General features: G+C 37.7%; 18 protein-coding genes. 11 read left to right on the top strand and 7 right to left on the bottom strand.

The window, feature by feature from the left end; translation table 11 throughout:
• Together NBH16_RS04315 and NBH16_RS04310 are read left to right on the top strand one after the other, a co-directional pair.
• The gene (locus NBH16_RS04315; protein WP_005868137.1) at nt 1–1134 is read left to right on the top strand and encodes a glycosyltransferase family protein; all 1134 of its coding nucleotides are present in this window, start codon (nt 1–3) and stop codon (nt 1132–1134) included.
• Nucleotides 1118–2131, top strand: a complete 1014-nt coding sequence (locus NBH16_RS04310) for a class I SAM-dependent methyltransferase (RefSeq protein WP_121962718.1) — start codon at nt 1118–1120, stop codon at nt 2129–2131. Before NBH16_RS04315 ends, NBH16_RS04310 begins: the two co-directional genes overlap by 17 nt.
• Here NBH16_RS04310 and NBH16_RS04305 read toward each other — a convergent pair.
• Both NBH16_RS04305 and NBH16_RS04300 read right to left on the bottom strand, forming a co-directional pair.
• A complete protein-coding gene (locus NBH16_RS04305) occupies nt 2075–2485 on the bottom strand; it encodes a 2-amino-4-hydroxy-6-hydroxymethyldihydropteridine diphosphokinase (RefSeq protein ID WP_081031975.1) in 411 nt (136 codons plus the stop codon). The two genes, NBH16_RS04310 and NBH16_RS04305, sit on opposite strands and share 57 nt — an antisense overlap.
• Nucleotides 2486–2501: 16 nt before the next feature.
• Entirely contained in the window at nt 2502–2987 is a 486-nt protein-coding gene (locus tag NBH16_RS04300; protein ID WP_008771835.1) for a hypothetical protein, read from the bottom strand.
• Between the two features lie 137 nt (nt 2988–3124).
• Here NBH16_RS04300 and feoB point away from each other — a divergent pair, with 137 nt between their 5' ends.
• From feoB to NBH16_RS04290, 3 genes are read left to right on the top strand one after another with little or no spacing between them, the layout of a single operon-like run.
• A complete protein-coding gene (feoB, locus tag NBH16_RS04295) occupies nt 3125–5614 on the top strand; it encodes a ferrous iron transport protein B (protein WP_009017843.1) in 2490 nt (829 codons plus the stop codon).
• Nucleotides 5615–5664: 50 nt separating this feature from the next.
• On the top strand, nt 5665–5820 hold the full coding sequence (locus tag NBH16_RS23265) for a FeoB-associated Cys-rich membrane protein (protein WP_270616621.1): 156 nt from the start codon (nt 5665–5667) through the stop codon (nt 5818–5820).
• Nucleotides 5821–5864: 44 nt separating this feature from the next.
• Nucleotides 5865–7109 (top strand): metallophosphoesterase family protein, encoded by a 1245-nt coding sequence (locus tag NBH16_RS04290; RefSeq protein ID WP_250788165.1) that lies wholly within the window; start codon nt 5865–5867, stop codon nt 7107–7109.
• Between the two features lie 3 nt (nt 7110–7112).
• On the opposite strand, the gene NBH16_RS04285 is transcribed toward NBH16_RS04290, so the two are convergent.
• Nucleotides 7113–8429: a UDP-glucose dehydrogenase family protein gene (locus NBH16_RS04285; protein ID WP_250788164.1), complete on the bottom strand. Its 1317-nt coding sequence runs from the start codon at nt 8427–8429 to the stop codon at nt 7113–7115.
• Nucleotides 8430–8552: 123 nt separating this feature from the next.
• On the opposite strand from NBH16_RS04285, the gene NBH16_RS04280 reads away from it, so the two are divergent.
• From NBH16_RS04280 to NBH16_RS04255, 6 genes are all read left to right on the top strand, one after another.
• Nucleotides 8553–9500, top strand: a complete 948-nt coding sequence (locus tag NBH16_RS04280) for an ornithine cyclodeaminase (RefSeq protein ID WP_036629485.1) — start codon at nt 8553–8555, stop codon at nt 9498–9500.
• A 145-nt stretch (nt 9501–9645) separates the two neighbouring features.
• Complete coding sequence (locus NBH16_RS04275; RefSeq protein ID WP_250788163.1) at nt 9646–11463, top strand: aminotransferase class I/II-fold pyridoxal phosphate-dependent enzyme; 1818 nt, start codon at nt 9646–9648, stop codon at nt 11461–11463.
• 17 nt (nt 11464–11480) lie between these two features.
• The gene (locus NBH16_RS04270; RefSeq protein WP_250788162.1) at nt 11481–12743 is read left to right on the top strand and encodes an oligosaccharide flippase family protein; all 1263 of its coding nucleotides are present in this window, start codon (nt 11481–11483) and stop codon (nt 12741–12743) included.
• Nucleotides 12744–13382: 639 nt separating this feature from the next.
• Complete coding sequence (locus NBH16_RS04265; protein WP_250788161.1) at nt 13383–15404, top strand: glycosyl hydrolase family 28-related protein; 2022 nt, start codon at nt 13383–13385, stop codon at nt 15402–15404.
• 686 nt (nt 15405–16090) lie between these two features.
• A complete protein-coding gene (locus NBH16_RS04260; protein WP_250788160.1) occupies nt 16091–17098 on the top strand; it encodes an O-antigen ligase domain-containing protein in 1008 nt (335 codons plus the stop codon).
• A complete protein-coding gene (locus NBH16_RS04255) occupies nt 17098–17952 on the top strand; it encodes a LicD family protein (RefSeq protein WP_250788159.1) in 855 nt (284 codons plus the stop codon). The genes NBH16_RS04260 and NBH16_RS04255 overlap by 1 nt, the downstream gene beginning before the upstream one ends.
• Before the next feature lie 72 nt (nt 17953–18024).
• Here NBH16_RS04255 and NBH16_RS04250 read toward each other — a convergent pair whose 3' ends face one another.
• Genes NBH16_RS04250 through NBH16_RS04235 form a run of 4 tightly spaced genes read right to left on the bottom strand, consistent with a single transcriptional unit; the run spans nt 18025 to nt 22012 of the window.
• Nucleotides 18025–18759, bottom strand: coding sequence for a WecB/TagA/CpsF family glycosyltransferase (locus NBH16_RS04250; protein ID WP_250788158.1), 735 nt, complete (start codon nt 18757–18759; stop codon nt 18025–18027).
• Nucleotides 18760–19797 carry a glycosyltransferase family 4 protein gene (locus NBH16_RS04245; RefSeq protein WP_250788157.1) on the bottom strand — a complete coding sequence of 346 codons (1038 nt, stop codon included), beginning with the start codon at nt 19795–19797 and terminating at the stop codon, nt 18760–18762.
• Nucleotides 19787–20389, bottom strand: coding sequence for an acyltransferase (locus NBH16_RS04240; RefSeq protein WP_250788156.1), 603 nt, complete (start codon nt 20387–20389; stop codon nt 19787–19789). Before NBH16_RS04240 ends, NBH16_RS04245 begins: the two co-directional genes overlap by 11 nt.
• 12 nt (nt 20390–20401) lie before the next feature.
• Nucleotides 20402–22012: a GumC family protein gene (locus tag NBH16_RS04235; protein ID WP_250788155.1), complete on the bottom strand. Its 1611-nt coding sequence runs from the start codon at nt 22010–22012 to the stop codon at nt 20402–20404.

The following is a 22012-nucleotide window of genomic DNA, read 5'->3' as shown; positions in this document are numbered from 1 at the left end:
ATGGATAAATACCTCAACATAGTATCGTTCAATATACCTTATCCCGCCAATTACGGAGGGGTTATTGATGTGTATTATAAACTGGAAGCCTTGCGTGCTTGCGGCGTGAAACTCATATTACATTGTTTCGAATATGAACGTCCGCATGCACCGGAATTAGAAAGCATTTGCGACAAGGTTTTCTATTATAAACGCCGTACCGGGGTAATCGCTAATTTAACATGGCTCCCTTACAATGTATATAGCCGTAAAGATCATCGCTTGATCGAGAATCTTTTACAAAATGATTACCCGATCTTATTTGAGGGCCTCCACTCCTGCTATTATATGGACGATCCCCGTTTAAGAAACCGGATGAAGATATTCCGGGAGTGCAATATCGAGCACGATTATTATCGCCACTTGGCAAAGTCTGGCAAAGGATTGGTTCGCAATGCCTTTTTCAAGATCGAGGCCATGCGCTTCCAAGCCTATCAGAAAGTAGCACGGTACGCAAATCTGATAATCGCCGTATCCACGACAGACGCAGACTATTTACGAAAACAATTTCCCAATCAAAGGATCGAGTTCGTTCCTTGTTTCCACGAGAATAACCGGATTACGGCCGAACCGGGAAAATCCGATTATATTTTATATCATGGCAAGTTATCCGTTATCGAGAATGAACGAGCCGTGTTATTTCTCACCAAGCATGTTTTCAGCCAATTAAAACATACCTGCATAATAGCGGGCATGAACCCGACCCGTTTGATACGAGAGGCAGCCGCTCCTTACCCACATATAAAAGTAGAAGCAAATCCCAGTAAGGAACGTATGGACGCATTGATCCACAACGCACAAATTCATATGCTAATCACATTTCAAGATACCGGCCTAAAACTAAAGCTTTTGAACAGCTTATTCGCCGGAAGGCATACGATTGTCAATCATCTCATGCTAGCGGGTAGCGGATTAGATCCTTTATGCCATATCGCCGATACGCCGGATGAGATGATACGGGCTTGCGAACAATTAATGGCCCTACCTATAGATAAAGAGGTGATAGATAAACGAAAACAATTATTGTTCCCTGCTTTTTCTAATGAAGATCAGGGGATACGTTTATACAAGATGATATATGATGAAAGAGAATAGAAGTGATTTATTACATACATTAACCGAACGTTTGAAAGCGATCGACTATAATAAATTACCGATCAGCGATTATAATAAGCGATACATCGGCAACTTAAAGCCGGCGTTAAGCTATTTCATGCATATATACGCAGATTGCCTACAAAGAGGACTTCAAGCGATACAAACCCCTATCTCCGATGTCACGCTAATCGATTATGGAGGAGGAACCGGCTTCCTTAGTATTCTGGCGAAATCCATAGGAATAGGACAAGTTATTTATATTGATCTTAACCCATCTTCCGTGGAGACGATCCAGCTATTGAAACAAATAATAGGAATAGGCCCCGATATCATACTCCATGGAGATTCAGATGTTCTTGCGGACTGGTGCGCAAGGAACAAAGTCTACCCCCAACTTTTAATCGCTACGGACCTGATAGAGCATGTCTATGATTTATCTTTGTTCTTCAAGGATTTAATCCATATAAACGATTCCATGTATCTACTATTCACGACAGCCTCTACACCATTCAACCCGTATGTCCAACAACGGTTACATAAGATGATGGTCGGATGCGAAAGTGGATCTTTGGAATCCCCCAACTATTATACATTACGAGAGCAATTCATAACGAAACTTTGCCCGGCTTTCTCCCCAAAAGAAGTAGAGACATGGGCCCGGCAGACTAGAGGCTTGACCTATCCCGACATCCAAAAAGCGATCGAGAAAAAGAGTTTACCAAGCCCGGAAGACCCATACAATACTTGCGATCCGGCTACAGGTAATTGGGCCGAACGAATCCTTCCCATACAGACTTATGAGGACTTATTGGCACCCTACCAGTTCAAGCTTAAAGTAGAGAAAGGATTTTATAACGCAGACCGAAGCAACCCAGTTCTTTCTTTGATATGCAAAGGTATCAACGCATTGATCCGCAACAGCGGCTCCTTTGGTTTTCTATTGGCACCATTCATCATTCTCTCCTGCGGCAAGGAGCGAGCAGATGCCATCTAGAACATATTCACGGGTCAAGTCCTCAGCTTTCAAGATTTGGTCGTTCCACTGCAATAAATCAATATCTATCGGCACACGCCCACAAGATTTATCTTCCGGCTTACGGCCGATGCAGCATTCTATATCTTTCAAGACATCCTTTATTCGCACCGGACTCTCCTCGCTATACAAAACAGCCACTCGATTCAAAAATGTAGTTGATAATGGACAATCGATCGGTTCCGTATAAACTGGCTGAGAAAACTGTATAAAAACAAAATGAGCACGCAGCATCTCCGCCGCGCGCTCCATATTTTTCTCTTTATCCCAATTAGAGCCTAAGCACAATAGAACCCGGTTTCGTTTATTCTCCATCTCCGGCTAAAAGCGTTTAGTCATTCTTATGATTATTCAAGAATGTATTGATAAAACCGATCAACTTCACGAAAGAAGCGGAAAATTGTCCGGTATCGCTATTACGGATAGAGATAAATTTCTCCTTACCTTCCGTGGTAAATGAAACCTGATACATGATATCCCCTAAATCCCGGTTCGTCTCCTCCTCAAAGCCATAAGAGTCTTTCATCTTAAAGAAATTACATTTTTGCAGAATCGGTTTTAAAGAAGCAAACTCCTCGTCAGTCAATGTCCCCTCCATAATTTTAGGATCTCGTTTCTTGGCGAAATTATCCATATAATAATTATACTCCTCGATACGGAATGTCTTGTCACTATCAAACAGAACCATTAGTTTGTAGTTATCTACACTTTCCATACTATAACTAAAAGAGAAATCCTTCAATTCTTTTTTACAGCCTGTAAAACAAGCAGACAGAAGAACCAATAAGGTGGCGAACAAAGTAATTCGTAGTTTCATTTGTCTAAAGTTGAAATTTGTGGCACAAACATACATAAAATACTCGAAAAACAACCCATGGAAATAAAAAAATACCTATTAGTTGGTATTGGTGGTACGAAGTTTTCAAGCTACCTTCGCGTAACATTTAATAGGACATGAGATTATCAGAACTTCGCACAGGCGATAAAGGTGTTATAGTAAAGGTAATGGGTCGCGGAGCTTTCCGCAAACGCATTATCGAGATGGGATTTATCAGAGGGAAAGAAGTGATCGTTATACAAAACGCTCCGCTCAAAGACCCTATTCACTATCGTGTAATGGGATATGATGTCTCATTGCGACGCTCGGACGCCGCATTGATCGAAGTCGTTAGCGCGGCGGATTTCGAGAAGGAACAAGCTACCTCGGTACAAGATACGAACAGGAGTGCAGACTCTTTTATCCTGCCTTCCGGCAATGAATTGCAAGCCATCGCATTACATAAAGGAAAAACAATTAACGTAGCCTTGGTTGGTAATCCGAACTGCGGAAAGACCTCTCTTTTCAATTTCGCATCCGGAGCACATGAGCATGTGGGTAACTATAGCGGCGTGACCGTAGATGCCAAGGAAGGAACCTTCCAACAGAATGGCTATACATTCCGCATCGTAGATTTACCGGGTACTTACTCCCTATCCGCTTACACGCCGGAAGAATTATACGTGCGTAAGCATTTGAATGAAGAGCAACCAGACGTGGTGATCAATGTTATCGACGCATCCAATCTGGAGCGAAACCTATATTTGACCGCCCAACTGATCGATATGGACGTTCGCATGGTAATCGCCTTAAACATGTATGATGAGCTGGAACGCCATGGTAATAAATTCGATCATGAGTCCTTAGCGAAAATGATCGGGGCACCGATTATCCCGACCGTAAGTAAAACAGGCTTTGGCATAGAGGATTTGTTTAACCGTGTAATCAAGGTATACGAAGAAGAAGATCCTGTCATCCGTCATATCCATATTAATTACGGAGAGTCTTTAGAGAAAGGGATCAGCAACGTTAGGAAGACCTTGAAAAATAGCGTGGATATACCCAAAAGCTTGTCAAAGCGCTATCTATCTATCAAGCTATTAGAGGGAGACCGGGAGATAGAGACATTTATAAAAACGCTGCCCGGTGCCGAAACGATCTTCCAAGAAAGAGACCGTAATACAGCCCTAATAGAAAAGTTATTGCAAGAGGATTGTGAGACCGCATTCACGAACGCACGCTATGGCTTTATTTCCGGAGCGTTGCGTGAGACTTACGAACAAAATACGATCAAAGAGGCAACGAGTACGCAGATCATCGATCTATTCGTCACGCATAAAGTCTTAGGCTTCCCTATCTTTATCCTATTCATGTGGATCATGTTCGAGGCCACTTTCCGTTTGGGAGGCTATCCGATGGAATGGATAGAGGCATTGGTCGAGGTGATCGGTAATTTCGTGCGCAGCCATATGTCGGAAGGACCTTTGAAGGATCTTCTCGTGGATGGTATCATCGGTGGCGTGGGAGGTGTTATCGTGTTCCTGCCGAATATCTTGATTCTGTATATGTTCATATCGTTCATGGAAGACTCCGGATATATGGCACGTGCGGCTTTTATCATGGATAAGATCATGCATAAGATGGGACTGCATGGAAAGTCGTTCATCCCTTTAGTGATGGGATTCGGTTGTAATGTTCCTGCTATCATGGCCTCCCGTACGATAGAGAGCCGTAATAGCCGGATGATAACGATGTTGGTAAATCCGTTGATGAGCTGTAGCGCCCGCCTGCCGGTTTATGTATTGCTGACCGGGGCGTTTTTCCCGAAGAACGCCAGCTTTGTGTTATTAGCTTTATATGTATCCGGAATCTTGCTGGCAGTTATCATGGCCCGTCTTTTCAAACGCTTCCTGTTTAACGAGGAGGATGTTCCTTTCGTAATGGAACTCCCCCCCTATCGGATGCCTACCGGCAAATCCATCATGATCCATATGTGGGAGAAAGCGAAACAATACTTGCACAAGATGGGAGGTATCATCTTGGTCGCTTCTATCATCATCTGGTTCCTTGGGTATTTCCCCAGACATTCGGAGAGCGGAGATCAGTTTGATCGCCAGATAGCGGAGATCGAAAATACGGAGTTGGATTCTCAAGAAAAAACAGATACGATAGAGGAGTTAGAACGCTTGAAGGCAATCGACCACCAACAAAATTCGTATATCGGGCGTATCGGCCAGACGATTCAACCGATCTTGGCTCCTTTAGGATTCGATTGGAAAATGAGTGTAAGCCTACTTACCGGTATGGCGGCGAAAGAAGTTGTTGTCAGCACGTTAAGCGTATTATACACGGGGAATGCCGATGATGACAGCCAAGCCCTGTCGGAGCGTTTGAAGCAAGACCGTAACGCAGAAGGTAATTTGGTATTCACACCGCTCATAGCGATTAGCTTAATGCTTTTCGTCTTGATTTATTTTCCGTGCATAGCAACTATATCGGCTATTGTCAACGAGTCTGGCTCATGGAAATGGGGTATATTCGTTATCATTTATACTTGTGTCCTAGCATGGATCGTTTCTTTCATTGTTTATCAAACGGGGAATTTCTTTGTGGGTTTATTCAGCTAAGAACTTTCCTATGTTTTATTTAGTTATATATAGGAGGTAAATTTATAGGTATGTGGCAAGATATAGCAGTTTGCGTTATTGGTATCTCGGTTATCGGATATATCGCATATAAGGTTTATCGAATGCTTACGAAACCGAAATCCAGTGATCCTTGCAGCGGGTGTAGTGGGTGTTCGTTGAAAAAAGAGTTTAGAATGAAGGAATAACAAAATATTTTTTATATTCGCGTTATTCTAATACAACATAGGTTATGAATAACACGACCTTACAAATATATGCCCTTTTTATCCTGCTGATCTTATCAGTAGGCTGTAAAGATGATTGGAAAAACCTCAACTTGCGTAGCGGAGAGAATGAACCTTTTTATTGGGAAAACAATAAGCTCGCAGCTCAGAGACTAGCGAAAATCATGTACAATAAAACAGATAGTGGAAGTTATGAACGTTTTAAGATCGTCCATATTTCGGATTCTCATTTATCCTCTTGGTCTCCGAGCAATAATTACGAGTTACCTATAAATCTACGACAATCCATCCAATTCGCCAATCAACAAGAACTGCGAATCAATGCGATAACCGCTACAGGTGATTTTATTTCCTTTGATAAGAAAAAGAAAGCGAAAGAAAGTATGCGTTCATTTATTCATCATCTTTATGATGAAAACCATATTCCCACTTTTATTTGTACAGGAAATCATGACAGCAATTCCGAGGAAGAGATAGGCAGCACTTTCTTATATAAGAACGAGATCAACGAAATATTATTTGCCAACAATAACTATTCAAAGAATCGCAAACATTCCGAAAATTATTATTATTCAGATCTGCCAAACCCTCAAGGAGGTACTATCCGCTTCATTGCCCTTGACATGTTGGATCAACCTGCTTCTCAATACAATACTTTAACTTATGCCTATTTTTCCCAACAACAAATTAGCTGGCTAATTAATATAGCTTTAAAAGAACAAATGACTAATCATCATAGCATCATTATTCTAACTCATTTTCCTTTTCAACCTTATAATGCGAATTATAATACCTATTTATGTGATGGGGATTACGTTCATTCGTGGAATATGATCCCCGAAATCATCGAAGCTTTTCGTACTCGCTCCTCATTAGAGAAAGTATATCCAAATCAATTCAACCTAGAACCCATCAATATCAAGGCTGATTTCAGCGATAGTAAAGGAGAATTTATCTGCTATCTAGGTGGACATATCCACTGCAACGCCTATTTTGACGTGACTGGATTAGAAAACGAAAGTGCGGAACTCGTTCCACAAAAAATGATCCTTTGTACCAATCAAGCTCCAAGTGAAAAAGGCGTGGTATACAACAGGGTCATACGTGAAGAAGATAGCCTATCAAGTAACAGTTTTTGTATCTATGCCGTAGATACAAAAGAAAAGAAGATTTACATCACCTATTTCGGTGCCTATAAACCTTCTAATGATCGTAACTATCCGGAGATTCATACAATCTCGTATAATTAAAATTTACCGACCTATACAATGATAGATAAAGCCGGCTTCCTCTAACTCTGTCTTGTCATAAATATTACGTCCGTCTAAAATTAAAGGCGTGGACATCAATTTCTTGATAACAGACCAAGAGGGCATACGAAACTCTTTCCATTCCGTAACAAGCAACAGAGCGTTTGCATCTATCACGGTCTCATAAATATCTTTGCCATATGAAATCACCCCCACAGGTAAACGTCTTTGAGCCTCGGGCATTGCAACCGGATCATAGGCGGAAACTACACATCCAGCTTCTTTCAACTTTTTGATTAAGACTAGCGAAGGAGCCTCTCGCATATCATCCGTTTCCGGCTTAAATGCTAATCCCCATAAAGCAATTCGTTTACCTTGTATATCTCCTCTAAAATGTTTCATTAATTTACGGAACAATATCGATTTCTGCTCCTCGTTTACGGCTTCCACCGCTTCTAGAATACGCATTTGGTAACCACTGTTGGCTGCGGTCTTCACAAGCGCCTTAACGTCTTTAGGAAAACAAGACCCACCGTATCCACAACCCGCATATAAGAAACGACTACCTATACGGGCATCCGTACCGATTCCTTTACGTACCATATTAACATCCGCCCCAACTATCTCACACAAATTGGCAATATCATTCATAAAACTGATGCGAGTAGCCAACATAGCGTTCGCCGCATATTTTGTCATCTCCGCAGATGGCACATCCATGAAGATTACACGGAAATTATTTAACAAAAAAGGACGATACAATTTCGCCATCAACTTCTGAGCACGATCAGACTCAACCCCAACAACAACCCGGTCTGGACTCATAAAATCCTTGATAGCCGCACCTTCTTTCAAGAATTCAGGATTAGAAGCGATATCAAATTCAATACTCACATCTCGCAAGGCTTGTTCCTCCTTGATCGCTTTCTTGATTTTCTGGGCAGTGCCTACCGGAACCGTACTTTTCGTAACAACCAAGATATATTTATTCATATAGCGTCCTACCGTACGGGCAACCTCAAGCACATACTTCAAGTCTGCGCTACCATCCTCATCGGGAGGTGTACCAACCGCACAAAACAGTACCTCGACCTCATTCAAACATTCTTTTAAATCAGTCATAAAATGAAGACGACCAGCTTGGGAATTGCGTGCCACCATATCGTCTAGCCCCGGTTCATAGATAGGAACTATGCCTTTCTTTAGATTCTCAATCTTTACCTTATCCACGTCCACACAAAAGACCTCAGTCCCCATTTCCGCAAAACAAGTACCCGTTACCAGCCCGACATAGCCTGTACCTACAATCGCTATTTTCATATATATCTATTACTTATGTTTATAGTGCATTTAAAAGAGATACAAAAGTAAGACTATTTCAAGAATTATACATAACTTTGGAAGCTTTTTTGGCATAAGCATGAACTAAAAAAGGAAGTCAATATGAAAATTATCTCTGAAAATCAGATTAAGGATTTAGGAATTACGCCTGCGACCTGTGTAGATTGGGCGAAAGAAAGTTTCTCTATAAAAAACAAGGCTCAATTACCCGCAAAAATAAGTGTACACCCCCAAGGTAATGACTTTTTCACTTCCATGCCCTGCCTCTTACCCCAAGAATTCTCTAGGTTTGGAATCAAGGTGGTTCATCGTATTGTAGGTGGCATACCTGCTTTAGGAAGCGATATCCTACTCTATGATTCCAATACGGGAGAACTATTAGCCCTATTGGGTGGAGATTGGATAACCGCTATGCGTACAGGAGCTGTCGCCACTCTCGCTATCCAAACATTAAAAGCGACCGATGCCACTACTTACAGTTTCATCGGCTTAGGAAATACAGCTAGAGCAACTATGTTATGTTTACTTGATAGCCAAAAAAATACGCATCATACAGTTCAGCTATTAAAATATAAGGATCAAGCGGATTCCTTTATAGAGAGATTCGGGGCTTATCCCAATGTTACATTCTCGATCATAGACAATATAGAGAATCTCATATCCAACTCAGATGTTATTATCAGTTGTATAACAGACGCAAGCACCTTGATCTGTCCGAAAAATGACCTATTTAAAGAAGGATGCCTAGTCGTGCCGATACATACGAGAGGATTTCAAAATTGCGATCTCTTTTTCGACAAGGTATATGGCGATGATACCGATCATGTGAAGGGGTTCCGTTATTTTTCCCAATTCAAACAATATGCCGAGCTAGAAGACGTTTTATCAGGTAGAACGGCTGGCAGAGAAAATGACCATGAACGGATATTAAGTTACAATATAGGTCTTGGTCTACATGATATTCTATTCGCAAGTAAAATTTATGATAGTTTATCTGCGCAATCTCCAGAGATTAAGATAGAAAGAGAGGTATCAAAATTCTGGATATGATATCGGTTTACATTATATGCAGCGTTTTAGATAATAGAATCATCTTATAGATGACAACCCCTTCTCGATTATGTACAGTCAAATTGATATTTTGACAGTAAAATCGACAGGGGTATTTGTTTATACAATTAAAAAAGAATAAGATATGCAAGCGATCATATTAGCGGCAGGCATGGGCAAACGCCTTAAAGAGTTGACAAAAAACAACACAAAATGCATGATTAAGGTACATAATCAAACCTTAATCGAACGTATGCTTAAACAACTGGAAGCTCTATCCCTGAAACGTATAATTATCGTGATAGGTTATAAAGGGGAAAAGGTACGTGAGCTTATCGGAGATAAGATAAACAACACTCCTGTTCTTTATGTAGAGAACAATGTATATGATAAAACAAATAATATATACTCGCTATATCTCGCTAAAAACTATCTGGTGGAGGACGAGACAATTCTACTTGAATCCGATCTAATTTTTGAGAACTCCATTCTCAGCAAATTGATAAACCATCCCTATCCAAATTTGGTAGTAGTTGCCAAATACCAAAGTTGGATGGATGGTACCGTCGTACGGCTGGATGAGGATAACAATATATTGAACTTCATCTCAAAGAAAGCGTTTCAATTTTGCCAAAAGGAGTCTTATTACAAGACCGTAAATATATATAAATTCAGTAAGGAATTTTCCACTAATAAGTATATTCCGTTCTTGGAAGCTTATTGTAAAGCCCTCGGTAATAATGAATACTACGAACAAGTTCTAAAGGTAATATCCTTATTAGACAGACCGGATTTAAAGGCCTTGACGATTACAACCGAAAAATGGTATGAGATAGATGACCAACAGGACTTAAATAATGCGGAAGCCTTATTTTCGGAAGGCAAGCAAGCTTTATCTTTATACGGCAAACGTTATGGTGGATACTGGCGTTTCCCTATGTTATTGGATTTCTGCTATCTCGTCAACCCTTATTTCCCAAATACCCGATTGAAGGAAGAAATGAAAGCTAATTTCGATACTCTCCTCACCGAATATCCTTCTGGTATGCAAGAAAACGCTCAACTAGCCGCCCGTTATGCGGGAATATCCTCCGAACAAATCATCGTAGGAAACGGAGCGGCCGAGTTAATCAGTGGTTATATGCGTATGACCTCTAAGTATACCACAGGAGTTATATTACCAACATTCGAGGAATACCCGAACCGTTTGGCCCCTAAGCAGCTGGTGTATTATACTCCCAGCAACCGAGACTTCTCTTATACTGCTTTAGACATTATATCTTTCTTTGATAACAAACCGATTGAGCAACTTTTGATAATTAACCCTGATAACCCATCAGGAAATTTATTATCTAAAAATGAGATATTTGCGCTAGTCGAATGGTCCGAACGAAAAGGGATTCGTTTAATCATAGATGAATCTTTCCTTGATTTCGCAAATCCTGAAAATAAACTTTCCCTGTTAGATAAAGAGCTTTTAAACAAATATCCACATTTGATTGTCATTAAGAGCATATCAAAGTCATACGGTGTTCCCGGATTACGATTAGGTTTCTTAGCGTCGGGAAACAAAGATCTCATAAAAGCGTTGAAAAAAGACATATCGATTTGGAACATCAACTCCTTCGCTGAATTTTATATGCAGATTTTCGTGAAATACAGTGATGACTACGACAAAGCCTGCCATAAATTCTTAAACGAAAGAGAGCGTTTCTTCCAGAATCTACAGGCAGTCTCATATCTTAGGGTTATTCCTTCCGCCGCAAATTATTTCTTATGTGAAGTAACCGATACTTACACATCGGAGGAACTTTGTAGCTTTTTATTGTCGAGAAATAATATTTTGATAAAAAATTGTGGAACAAAAGCCGGGTTCGAAGGAAAACAATATATCCGAATCGCTATCCGAAACAAGGAGGACAATGATAAGCTAACAGAAGCATTAAAATCATTGAATGAATAAGAAATCCAATATATTATATGGAAATAAGAAAGAAACTTAAGAACCCTATGGTTATAAATTTCATCTCCTTGGCATTGCTCCAAGGAGTGAATTATTTATTACCGCTATTATCTTTTCCATTTCTATTCAGGGTATTGGGAGTAGAAAGATGGGGATTAGTCACTTTCGGTTACTCATTGATGCAGTACTTTGTGATGTTCACCGATTTCGGATTTAACCTCTCTGCTACAAAGTTCATATCTGAGCACAGGAACGATCTACAAAAAATAAACTCTTATTTAAATAGCGCCATGATCGGGCGTTTTATCCTATGTGGAATTAGTTTAGCTATATTATTAATTTTGATCTCATGTTTTGATAAATTCAAAATGGAATCAACATTCTATCTCTTCTATTTTGGCATTATCATGGGAAATGTCATGTTTCCTATGTGGTTCTTTCAGGGCATGGAGAACATGAAATACATCACAGTTTTTAATATTGTGGCAAAATCTTTAAGCTTCATACCATTTTTCATTTTCATACGAGAACCTGAAGATTATATATATGTACCCGTATGTTATAGTGTTGGATTCATATTAGCTGGAATCGTAAGCTTATTTATCGTATATTTTAAAATGGGAATGAGATGGTATATCACTCCCATCAATCAGATCCGAAGTTCCTTAAAAGACAGCTCTACCTATTTTCTATCGAGGGCTTCTACCTCTTTATTTACAACTAGCAATTCATTCCTTTTAGGCCTTATTTGTGGAAATACGGCAGTAGGATATTATTCAGCGGCAGAAAAGTTATACCAAGCATACAATCAGCTATTATCCCCATTCACGGGCATATTATTCCCGCATATAGCGAAAAGTCGTGATGTCGTTTTTTTCAAAAGGATATTCTACCGTATCACATTTGCCAATTTGTTTTGTGTAACAGCAGCACTTCTATTATCAGCTTATGTACTTCAAATTGTCTATGGAACCGCAAATCCAAACATTCTTGAGGTATTCCGAATTCTTATATGCGCTTGTTTTGTCACTATACCATCAATGCTTCTCGGATACCCATTCCTTGCAGCCATGGGGCACCCATTATTTACGAACTGGACAGTTGTTTTCACTTCCGTAATGCATATAACTGGATTAATTATCTTGTATTTCTGTAATGCTCTTATACCAACAACCGTAGCGATCATAGTTGTCTTCTCCGAAACGCTTTTGATTTCTTTCAGAATATGGGGAGTACAGCGATTTCAACTTTTTAAGGATTCTTACATTTCACATATTTAAAATACAACTATCGCTAGGCACTACTATATGTGCCTAGTAAAGTTTTTTAAGGATTATTTACCGCATTATCGAGAAGATTAGCGCACCGACAATCTTCCAACAGATCAACTACAAAATAGAAAAACGATTGACAGAGCCAAATATGCGTTCTTTTTAGCCCTATCAATACATATACATATGCACAAGACACACTGATTATTAATCTAATACAAGAAGCTCAAACAATCGGCTCATGGCTTATCAAGTGAACAACTTACGGTTTGTCAAGCCACAAGCTTACGGCTGAGGGTAGTCGTAAGCGTACCAGTTGGGAAGTGATTAGTTATTCGCTTGCCAAGCCTTATTCCAGTAGATTTGCTACCCATCCTAGCAACCTCCTATGATATGGATTTCACAGTTCTTCTCGTGCCATGGATCTCGCATCATATATAATCTACCTAAGGGAAAGACCTCTTCACTATTTATCCGAACAACTTAAAAAAGATTTTATACATATATGTCGCTTGCAAAACTTTTTTATTCCTCCAATAGATAAAAAGAATAAAAACCAGAATTACATATTATTAACCAAGTATATCTAATTTTGAATTTAAATAATACTATATTTATGCATTAATATAAATTTAAAAATCAACGATTATGTCTACTAAATCTATTCTAACAGCAGTGAACAATAGTTGGCCAGAATTTAATCCTAGCTCGTTCAGTCCCAATCAAACGTATGTAATTACAACAACAAAATCATTGACAGGCAATATTACATTGTCCGAAAATATTACACTTATTTTTGCTGGAGGTAAAATAGCAAGCAATGTCTCCAATATCACAAGAACATTAAAAGGTAACAATACACATATAATCGCACCTATCAGCCTAATTTTTGAAAAGGAAATACAATTGGATGGTTCTTGGATTATGGATAGAGCTTACCCACAATGGTTTGGAGCCAAGAACAATGACGAAAATACAGATTCTTCAGATGCCATCAATAAAGCGATACAATTTAAAAGGGTCGGAGAAGTCTTCTTACCCAGAGGTCAATATTACATAAATAAAACTATTAACGTTAAAGTAGGGATAATCCTACGAGGTGAAAAAGCATATACATATAAAGACACAAAAAATATAAGTCAAAATGATTATCTAAATCAAGGTACTATTATATCTCCAAGACCTAATAGTGGATTAAGTTTTTCCGGTAATTTCTTAGTAAAAGTAAATGTAAGTGGAGACAGTCCTGAAAATGGGACATGGGAATATGCTTATACTGAGTATCATACAGAGATAAGTGATATTTACTTCTGTAATCTTAATTCTAGCATTAAGAATTTACGCGGTGTCTTATTTGCAGGTTGTATAAATATACAATATTGTCGATGGAAAGGATTTGTTCAAGCCGTAGCATCAACACATCAGAATTATTCCGATGGAAAATCCATTACTCATTGTCATTTTAGTACAGAATATGTCACACATACTCAAGATCTATATGCTTTTGATTTACAAGGCATGGGAGATGCTCTTTTATTTAAATATAATATGATACAACCAAATGGCAAATGGATTGACACAAATAATATTCAACATTTCTTAGGGGGATTGGCTTTGAATCAGAGTTTAGGAGCAGAGATATGTGACAATATAATAAATGCCAATATTCTTATAAAGAATTCCAAAGGAGTAATTTTTCAAGCAAATCATTGTGAAGGAAAAGAAACTCAATTACAAATAATGTGTAGTTCAGCCATAATATCAAGTTGCTATTTTGAAAAAGGTGCTGTACCTAGTATTAACATACAAGATCCAACTGCTAATAATTATGATATTTCTAACATATCTTTAGAAAACATAGTTTTTGCTTATTATGAAAATGAATATGAAGATGAAAATAAAACACAACCGAGGAACATAAAAAGATATGATTTACAAACAGATGGAAAAGTAAATATCAGTATAAAAAATTCTTTCAGGCATTGGGTAGAAAGAGATTGGATAAATAGATCCGCTCCATATGGAATGGAAATATGTAATAATGATGTGTCATCATCCCCTATTGATAAATTTAATAATCACAGTTATTTACTTTCAAACAGAGGAGCCTTAACGACTGGCTTTAGCGTAATCCAAGATCATGCTATATCCACCAAGAACTTAACAATGAGTGGTGCAACCAATAGCCATGTTGATTGGCACAAAGATCCTGGCACCTATTCTTATACCGCAAATATAGTTTGGGATAAAACCAGAAAGTTAACAACCCCAATATCTTCCACATTTACTGTTGAGAATATATCCAAATTTGGAGTTCTAATTACTCTTTTCGGAGGTGATACTTTTGGATACCACACATTTATACGTATTTTTAGGACAAAAGGAACTAGTAGTAGCTTTGAATACTGCGATGTTCCTTTATGTGGCTGTAAGCACCTGTATGACAATGGAAATTCAATATGTGGATTTGAGTGGAAAACTGGAAATCAAGAAAAGCAAGTTGGGGTTATCCCGAATGGAGCAATACAGTTCTTAGGAGACAATATTATTTGCAGAAGCACCTCTTATCCTATTGTAGGTACTTGGACTGATGGTGACATCATCTATAATATGGGAAATGGCACTCCAACTTTATGGATACGTATTAATGGAAGTTGGATTGCTAAATAAAAACTTAGTTGAAAGTTCCAAGTTTCACAAGAAATCTTTTACAAACAGAAATAGCAACCTGTATGAAAGAGGACAATATCCACTAAGAACGTAAGTTTTTGAGAAGGCCTAATCAAAAATATTTAAAGTTGTCAAAGGGACAAACTACATTGTCCTTTTTGACAGCTTATTATAGATAGAATCCGATCAAACTGTTTAATTCAATTTCACAGGCTCTCTTATCATACCAAGTAACTTCTTGAAAGTTCAGACTGAGAGATCATAGCTATGATACATAAATTCGAAATGCAAACATCCAATACATTTCTACATCCGTGAAAACAGCACTTTAACTAGCTTACAATTACAATTATCAGTTATTTAGACTTCATTTTGAAAAAAAAATTGTATATTTGCAAACTTGAAAGGATTATAACATCATTATGACATTACAAGAATTCACTAATAAATATTTTTATTATCTTTTTGTGATCACATTACTCTCTGGTATTGTTTTTTATGATATCATAGGATTTAATTCTGCAGACGAAGTATGCGGTCTTCTTTTACTAGTTCTATTTTTTAGGAATATGTTTCTCTCTAAAGATTGGCCTATCAATAAATTTTTCTTATTGGTACTTGGAATTTTTCTTTTCTACGTTTGTTACTCCATTTATATTGGTAGCAACTCAATAAAAGCAATATGTATGGATTTGATCATACAAATGAAACCATATCTTGCATTTTTCTGTACTTACCAATTAATGCCCAAGTTTAATAAAAAACAAAAAAAGATATTACAAGACCTATGCCTTTTACTATGGTGCTTATTTCTACCTTTAGGAATTATCGGATTTTATAATGTGAGAATATTTTTCCACATAATTGGTCATCCATCTTGTTATGCGGCATTAATTACCGCATTAGCCTTAACCTATTTATATTGCAGCGAATACACGCTAAAAGACAAATTACTTTTTTTAGCGATGCTAGCTATAGGTATCTCCTCCGGACGATCAAAATTCTATGGATTTTTTGCACTAGTGATATTCACTGTTTTCTATTTAGGGAAAATAGAGAATCTTAAAATAAATTTCCGAAACGTAATGGCTTGTATAATATTATTAGCTGCTATAATATTCGTGGCCAGAGAAAAGATAGATCTCTATTTCATACAAGGATTCACAGAAGACGGTGATGCTAGTGAAAAAGATCTTTTAGCCCGATTTGTTCTTTATGCGACATCTTTTCTCATATTACTTGATTACATTCCTTTTGGATCTGGTCTAGCTAGTTTCGGCACACACACTTCCGCCGTATTTTATTCAAACATTTATAGTAAATATGGCATTGATTCTGTTTGGGGACTAAGCAAATCGTACAATAAATTCATTGCGGACACCTATTATCCTTCATTGGCTCAATTCGGTTTTGCAGGAATCATTCTTTTTATCCTCTTTTGGATATATATCATCATGAAATCCATCACATACAGTAAAATCACGAACGACTCTAAATTATTAACGATAACATGTCTTATCATAGGCTTCCTGCTTATCGAAAATATAGCAGACGCATCGTTCACTAGTAACAGAGGTCTATTTATGATGGTTTTTCTAGGGCTAGTTGCCGCAAATCAAAAAGAACAATCTATCTCCTTTAAAGAACAAGAAAATGATATTATCCAAGATAAAACAATCAATAAAATAAAATAATGACTGACTACAATAAACTTTTTCCCGATAATCGGCAATCTGGAGAAACAACTCTCCGACAAGCACAACTGGTTATGTTGCGCATGTTTAAAATTATTGATCATATATGCAGGCAGCATAATTTAAAATATTGGATGTGTTCTGGAACACTACTAGGAGCCATACGTCATCAAGGATTTATCCCTTGGGATGATGATTTAGACATTTGTATTATAAGGGAAGATTATGAGAAGTTTTTAACTATAGCTCAAACGGAGTTACCCAAAGACTTATTTCTACAAACAAGAGAAACGGATCCCTTTTACGATTATTTGGCCTTACCTTGCAAAATAAGAGATAAGAATAGTTTGATTATTTCAAATGGAATAGAAAATAAACAGTATAACATGGGATTATTTATAGACATTTTCCCTGCAGACCGTTATCATTTAAATCCAACGATATTCAAAAAAGAACAAAGACATAAGTCATATTTCTTCTATTTGTGCAAAGGGCTAGATGCTGAATTAGACAAGAAAAATTCAACCGTAAAAAGATTTGTTTCTTACTTAAACCCCATATTGAGGGCCTTAACAAAAAGATATTTGCGACAGTCCAGAAGATATATCCATAATAATCTATATCTAGGAGAACAATGTCTGATCGGACATGGCTTTGACACACCTTGGAGACGGTATTTCAATTATAATGAAATCTTCCCTCTAAAAGAATATATTTTTGAAGGGTATACATTCCTTGGACCACAAAATGCTGATGCTTATCTATCTCAACTATATGGAAAGACATATATGACACCACCTCCTCCTGAAAAACGAATTCAGCAACACGCAGCTTTATTAAAGCCTATATTATAAAAATAACACCTCCGATTGAAAATCTTAGCGCCTTTCAATCGGAGGTAGTACTAGTCTAATATTTTTAACATATCAAGATTTGAGAAAGCGCAGCCTTAAGATTTTCCAAACAAAAACTGGATTATAAATAATATATCGCCTCCAAAGACGTTTCGGATCACTAATCAAACGACCGAGCCACTCTAGTCCCATATTAATCATCCAACGGGAAGGACGTTTTTTTGTTCCAGCATAAAAATCAAACACTGCACCAATCCCACAGGTAATATGAGCATTTAAAGCCTTATGATTCTCAAAAATCCATTTCTCTTGTTTAGGGGCTGTCATTCCGACAAATAAAGCATCTGGAGCAAAGTCATTGACTAGCCTTATCATCTCTTGATTATCCTCTTCTGAGAAAGTAGCCTTAAACGGAGGACTATAAGTAGACACTTCTATATGAGGGTATTCATAAGACAAACGTTCCTTTATTTTTGAGAGCGTTGCCTCCGAAGCCCCCAAATAAAAACATTTCCCACTTTGTCTTTCCAATGTCTCTAGGACCATCTGATGTAAATCTGCTCCCGCAATCTTCTGGATGCGCTCCTTCTTCAAGAAACGTGCAGCCCAAACAACCGCTATGCCATCCGGTAATAAATAATCACTTTCTATCAACGACTGACGAAAAAGAAGATCCTTATCCGCCATCACCCAAGAATAAGCATTAATCGTATTCACTGTTATACGTTCTTCTGGAATAGAATTGAACACATAATCTCCAGCGATTGTATAATAAGATAATGGTATTTTACGCATTTCTTTTATCAATTACAATAATTTTTTATAGAGAGAATCAATTTGCTTATTGATTTCATTCATGTTAAACAAGCCTTTTGATAGATTCAACGAGCTTTCCCCCAACTGATAACGCAGTTCCTGACTCGCTAACAAACGATCTAATTGACGAGCTAACCCTTCTATATCCCCCGGTTCAAAAAACAAAACATTTTTTTCATTAAACAAAACATCCGGTAAACCTCCCACTGGAGTAGAAATCACCGGTAAGCCATATGCCCAAGCATCCAATACCGCCATAGGAAATCCTTCCGCATAACTGGCTAAACAGAAGATTGATGCTCGACGAAATAGCAAATCCTTAGCCCCATCTCTCACCCATCCTAAAAAATTCACTTGGCTCTCTATTTGACAATCAACGGCAAGCTGCTTTGCTTCTGCTAACTCCCCATTACCAGCTATATTTAGTTTCCAATCCGGATAAGAGGCTGCAATTCGAGCAAAAGCATAGATTAAAACAGAATACCCCTTATTATAATTCAATGTTCCCGCAAATATAATTTCTTTATATTGATCTGTATATTTCACTGAAGGAACAATTGGGCAAGGGTTATAAATCACATACACTTTACCTTCCAGACCAAATAAAAGTTCTACCTTTTGACGGATAGATTGAGATAATACGATAACAGCATCAGCCCCTTGAAACATCTTTTGGTAAAGTTTATTTCCAGCCTTTTCATCAACTTGGTTACCTATGTGTAAATGAATAACAACTTTTTTCCCTAAGAACTTCGCTATTTTAAAAAAAGGGTATTTACGCTTCACCGACGGAAGCTCACTTGTATGAATATGAATCAAATCATATTTCCACACACAAACGATATATTTCAAAAAAGCAATAAAAGCATATAAAAACTTCCAGACTAAATTCCGATCAATATGAGTTTCGATCCAACGAACCTGATAGTTAGTCCAAAAGGGAAATTGTTCATAGGCTCTGACAACTGCCGTAACTCCTCCACGTGTCTTCCTTGAAGTAGCTAAAAACAACACCCTTTTAGTTTTCATCTCTATGCCTAATTAATTCATCCTTACTGAAACGCTTTGCCTCAGCATATAACTTACGTTCATGTTCTAATATTGTATCAATATCCCAACGAAACTTGAGTATCTTAGAAGGAACCCCTCCTACAATAGCATAAGGAGGCACATCTTTTATGACTAAGGCTCCAGCAGCAACCACAGCTCCTCTTCCCACAGTCACACCCTTCAAAATCGTTGCATTAGACCCTACCCACACATCATCATCGATATGGATATCCAAATCATCCCCGGGTAATTTATCTTGTACATCATAAATGAAACGTCCGACATCCGTTATTCGATGATCCCCACCAATTAATGTCACACGGGGACCAAATAAAACTTTATTGCCAATAAACACCTTACTTTCTGTAGCAAGTATAATTGCATGAGGACCTAAATAGACATCATTACCTATAGAGACATTTTTATATGTAATCAAAGAGGATAGAGAAGCAAAGCGAACATGAGTCCCACACCGCATCATTAAACGTTTATAAAAAAACGAAACAAAACGATTCAAGCAACCTCGTACAAAATAGCTTAAATTATATATAAAAAAACCTATTAGACGCATAAGAGATCCTTTTTACTTTTTCGAACTTACTCTTTTATATTCATCCCGTAATGAATAATATTGTTCTTTAATAAATAAATATCCAAGAGGAATAACCAATGTAAATATTAACATTCCAATAGCCGCATATAATTTACGCGGAGCGATAGGTTTACTTTTAACATAGGCACTATCCAATATACGTGCTTTTTCCCTAGCTTGACCTAAAATTAAGGCTGTTTCTTCTCTCTTTTGTAATAAGATAAGGTAAACACCCTGTATTATTTCTTGTTGACGCTTCAACTCTACATAATGGCGCTCTGCAATAGGGTAATTATTCATCTTATCATAAATCAATTGTTCTTTTGATTTCACATCTGCGATAGAAACCTGAAGCCCTTTTTGAGCATTATTGATAGTTTGAAAAACACTCTGACGAAGCTCATCTGCTTGTTTCGTCAATGTTCCAACCAAAGGATTATTTATACTTGAGTTCTGGATCACTCGAGCTCGTTCTAGCAACACTTCATTATAAGATGTTAAAGGGCTTCCTTTCTCTCCCTCTTGAGCAGTCAAAAGAACAGGGACTAGATTATACTTATTAGCAGGATCTTTTATGAAAGCATCCATCATCCCTACCACATTGACTTGTGCCTCAAGTTCTATCAATTTTATTTGAAGATCTTTCATTTGATCCACATAGAACTGGACATCATGTTCTCCATCCATAAGCTTATTCTTACTCTTATAGGCTTCAATTTGATTTTCCACATCCGCTAATTCAGATATAACATTTTGAATACGCCCATCTAAAAAAGACAATGTTTTACGAGCCTCACTCTTTTTATACATATCCGCTTGTCGATTATATAGCAAAATCAAGGTATTCAACATATCCAAACCTCTTTGCCGCTCATAATCCATACATCCCAACTCTATCACATTCGAACTCTTAGAATTTTCCTCTATAGTAAATTCTTCCTCTAACTTCTCGGCTATCCATCCTGCCGGATGATAAATAATATCCAATTTCGCAGATGTAATATTTTCCTTTCCTTGATTAAACGATAGAGTAAACATACCCTTAGGTAGCTCCATAGAGGCAGGAAGAGAACTGAAATTAAAATGTTTCTTTCCCATACTTTTAGTTTCAGCCAAAACTTCAATCTTCCCATTAGACATCGATACGGAGAACTCCACATCCTCATCTAATCGCAGATTTGTTATAGAATCCGTTGTCATCTTAAAAGGAGACTCTTCATACAATCGATATCCAAAAGAATAAGGCTCAGAGTATTCCACATTCACTCCCAAATCCAATACCATATCACGGAGTAACTTATTCGATGTTAACATCATTAACTCATCCTCTATATTAATAACACTAGAAGAACCGCCCCCCAACCCAAAAGATTTCATCAACCCAGCAGCCTCTCCCAATCCAAAACTACCTCCTCCAAGGTCTTTATCTTCCTGAATCTGGATACGGGCCATCATCTCATATGTACGAGGGTAATAAATCAGATATAAAACCGCAGGGATTATAGAAAACAGGAATACCCCTAAAAATAATTTCCATTGCAATAGATATCTTACGATAATACTTTTAAGTCCGATTGTTTCGTTGTCTTTCACTTCCATCAT

The organism is Parabacteroides sp. Y3-G-102, assembly GCF_023656845.1.
Classification (GTDB): domain Bacteria; phylum Bacteroidota; class Bacteroidia; order Bacteroidales; family Tannerellaceae; genus Parabacteroides; species Parabacteroides distasonis.
Note: the sequence above shows the minus strand (reverse complement) of the source record. Positions and strands in the feature narration are given on the sequence as shown.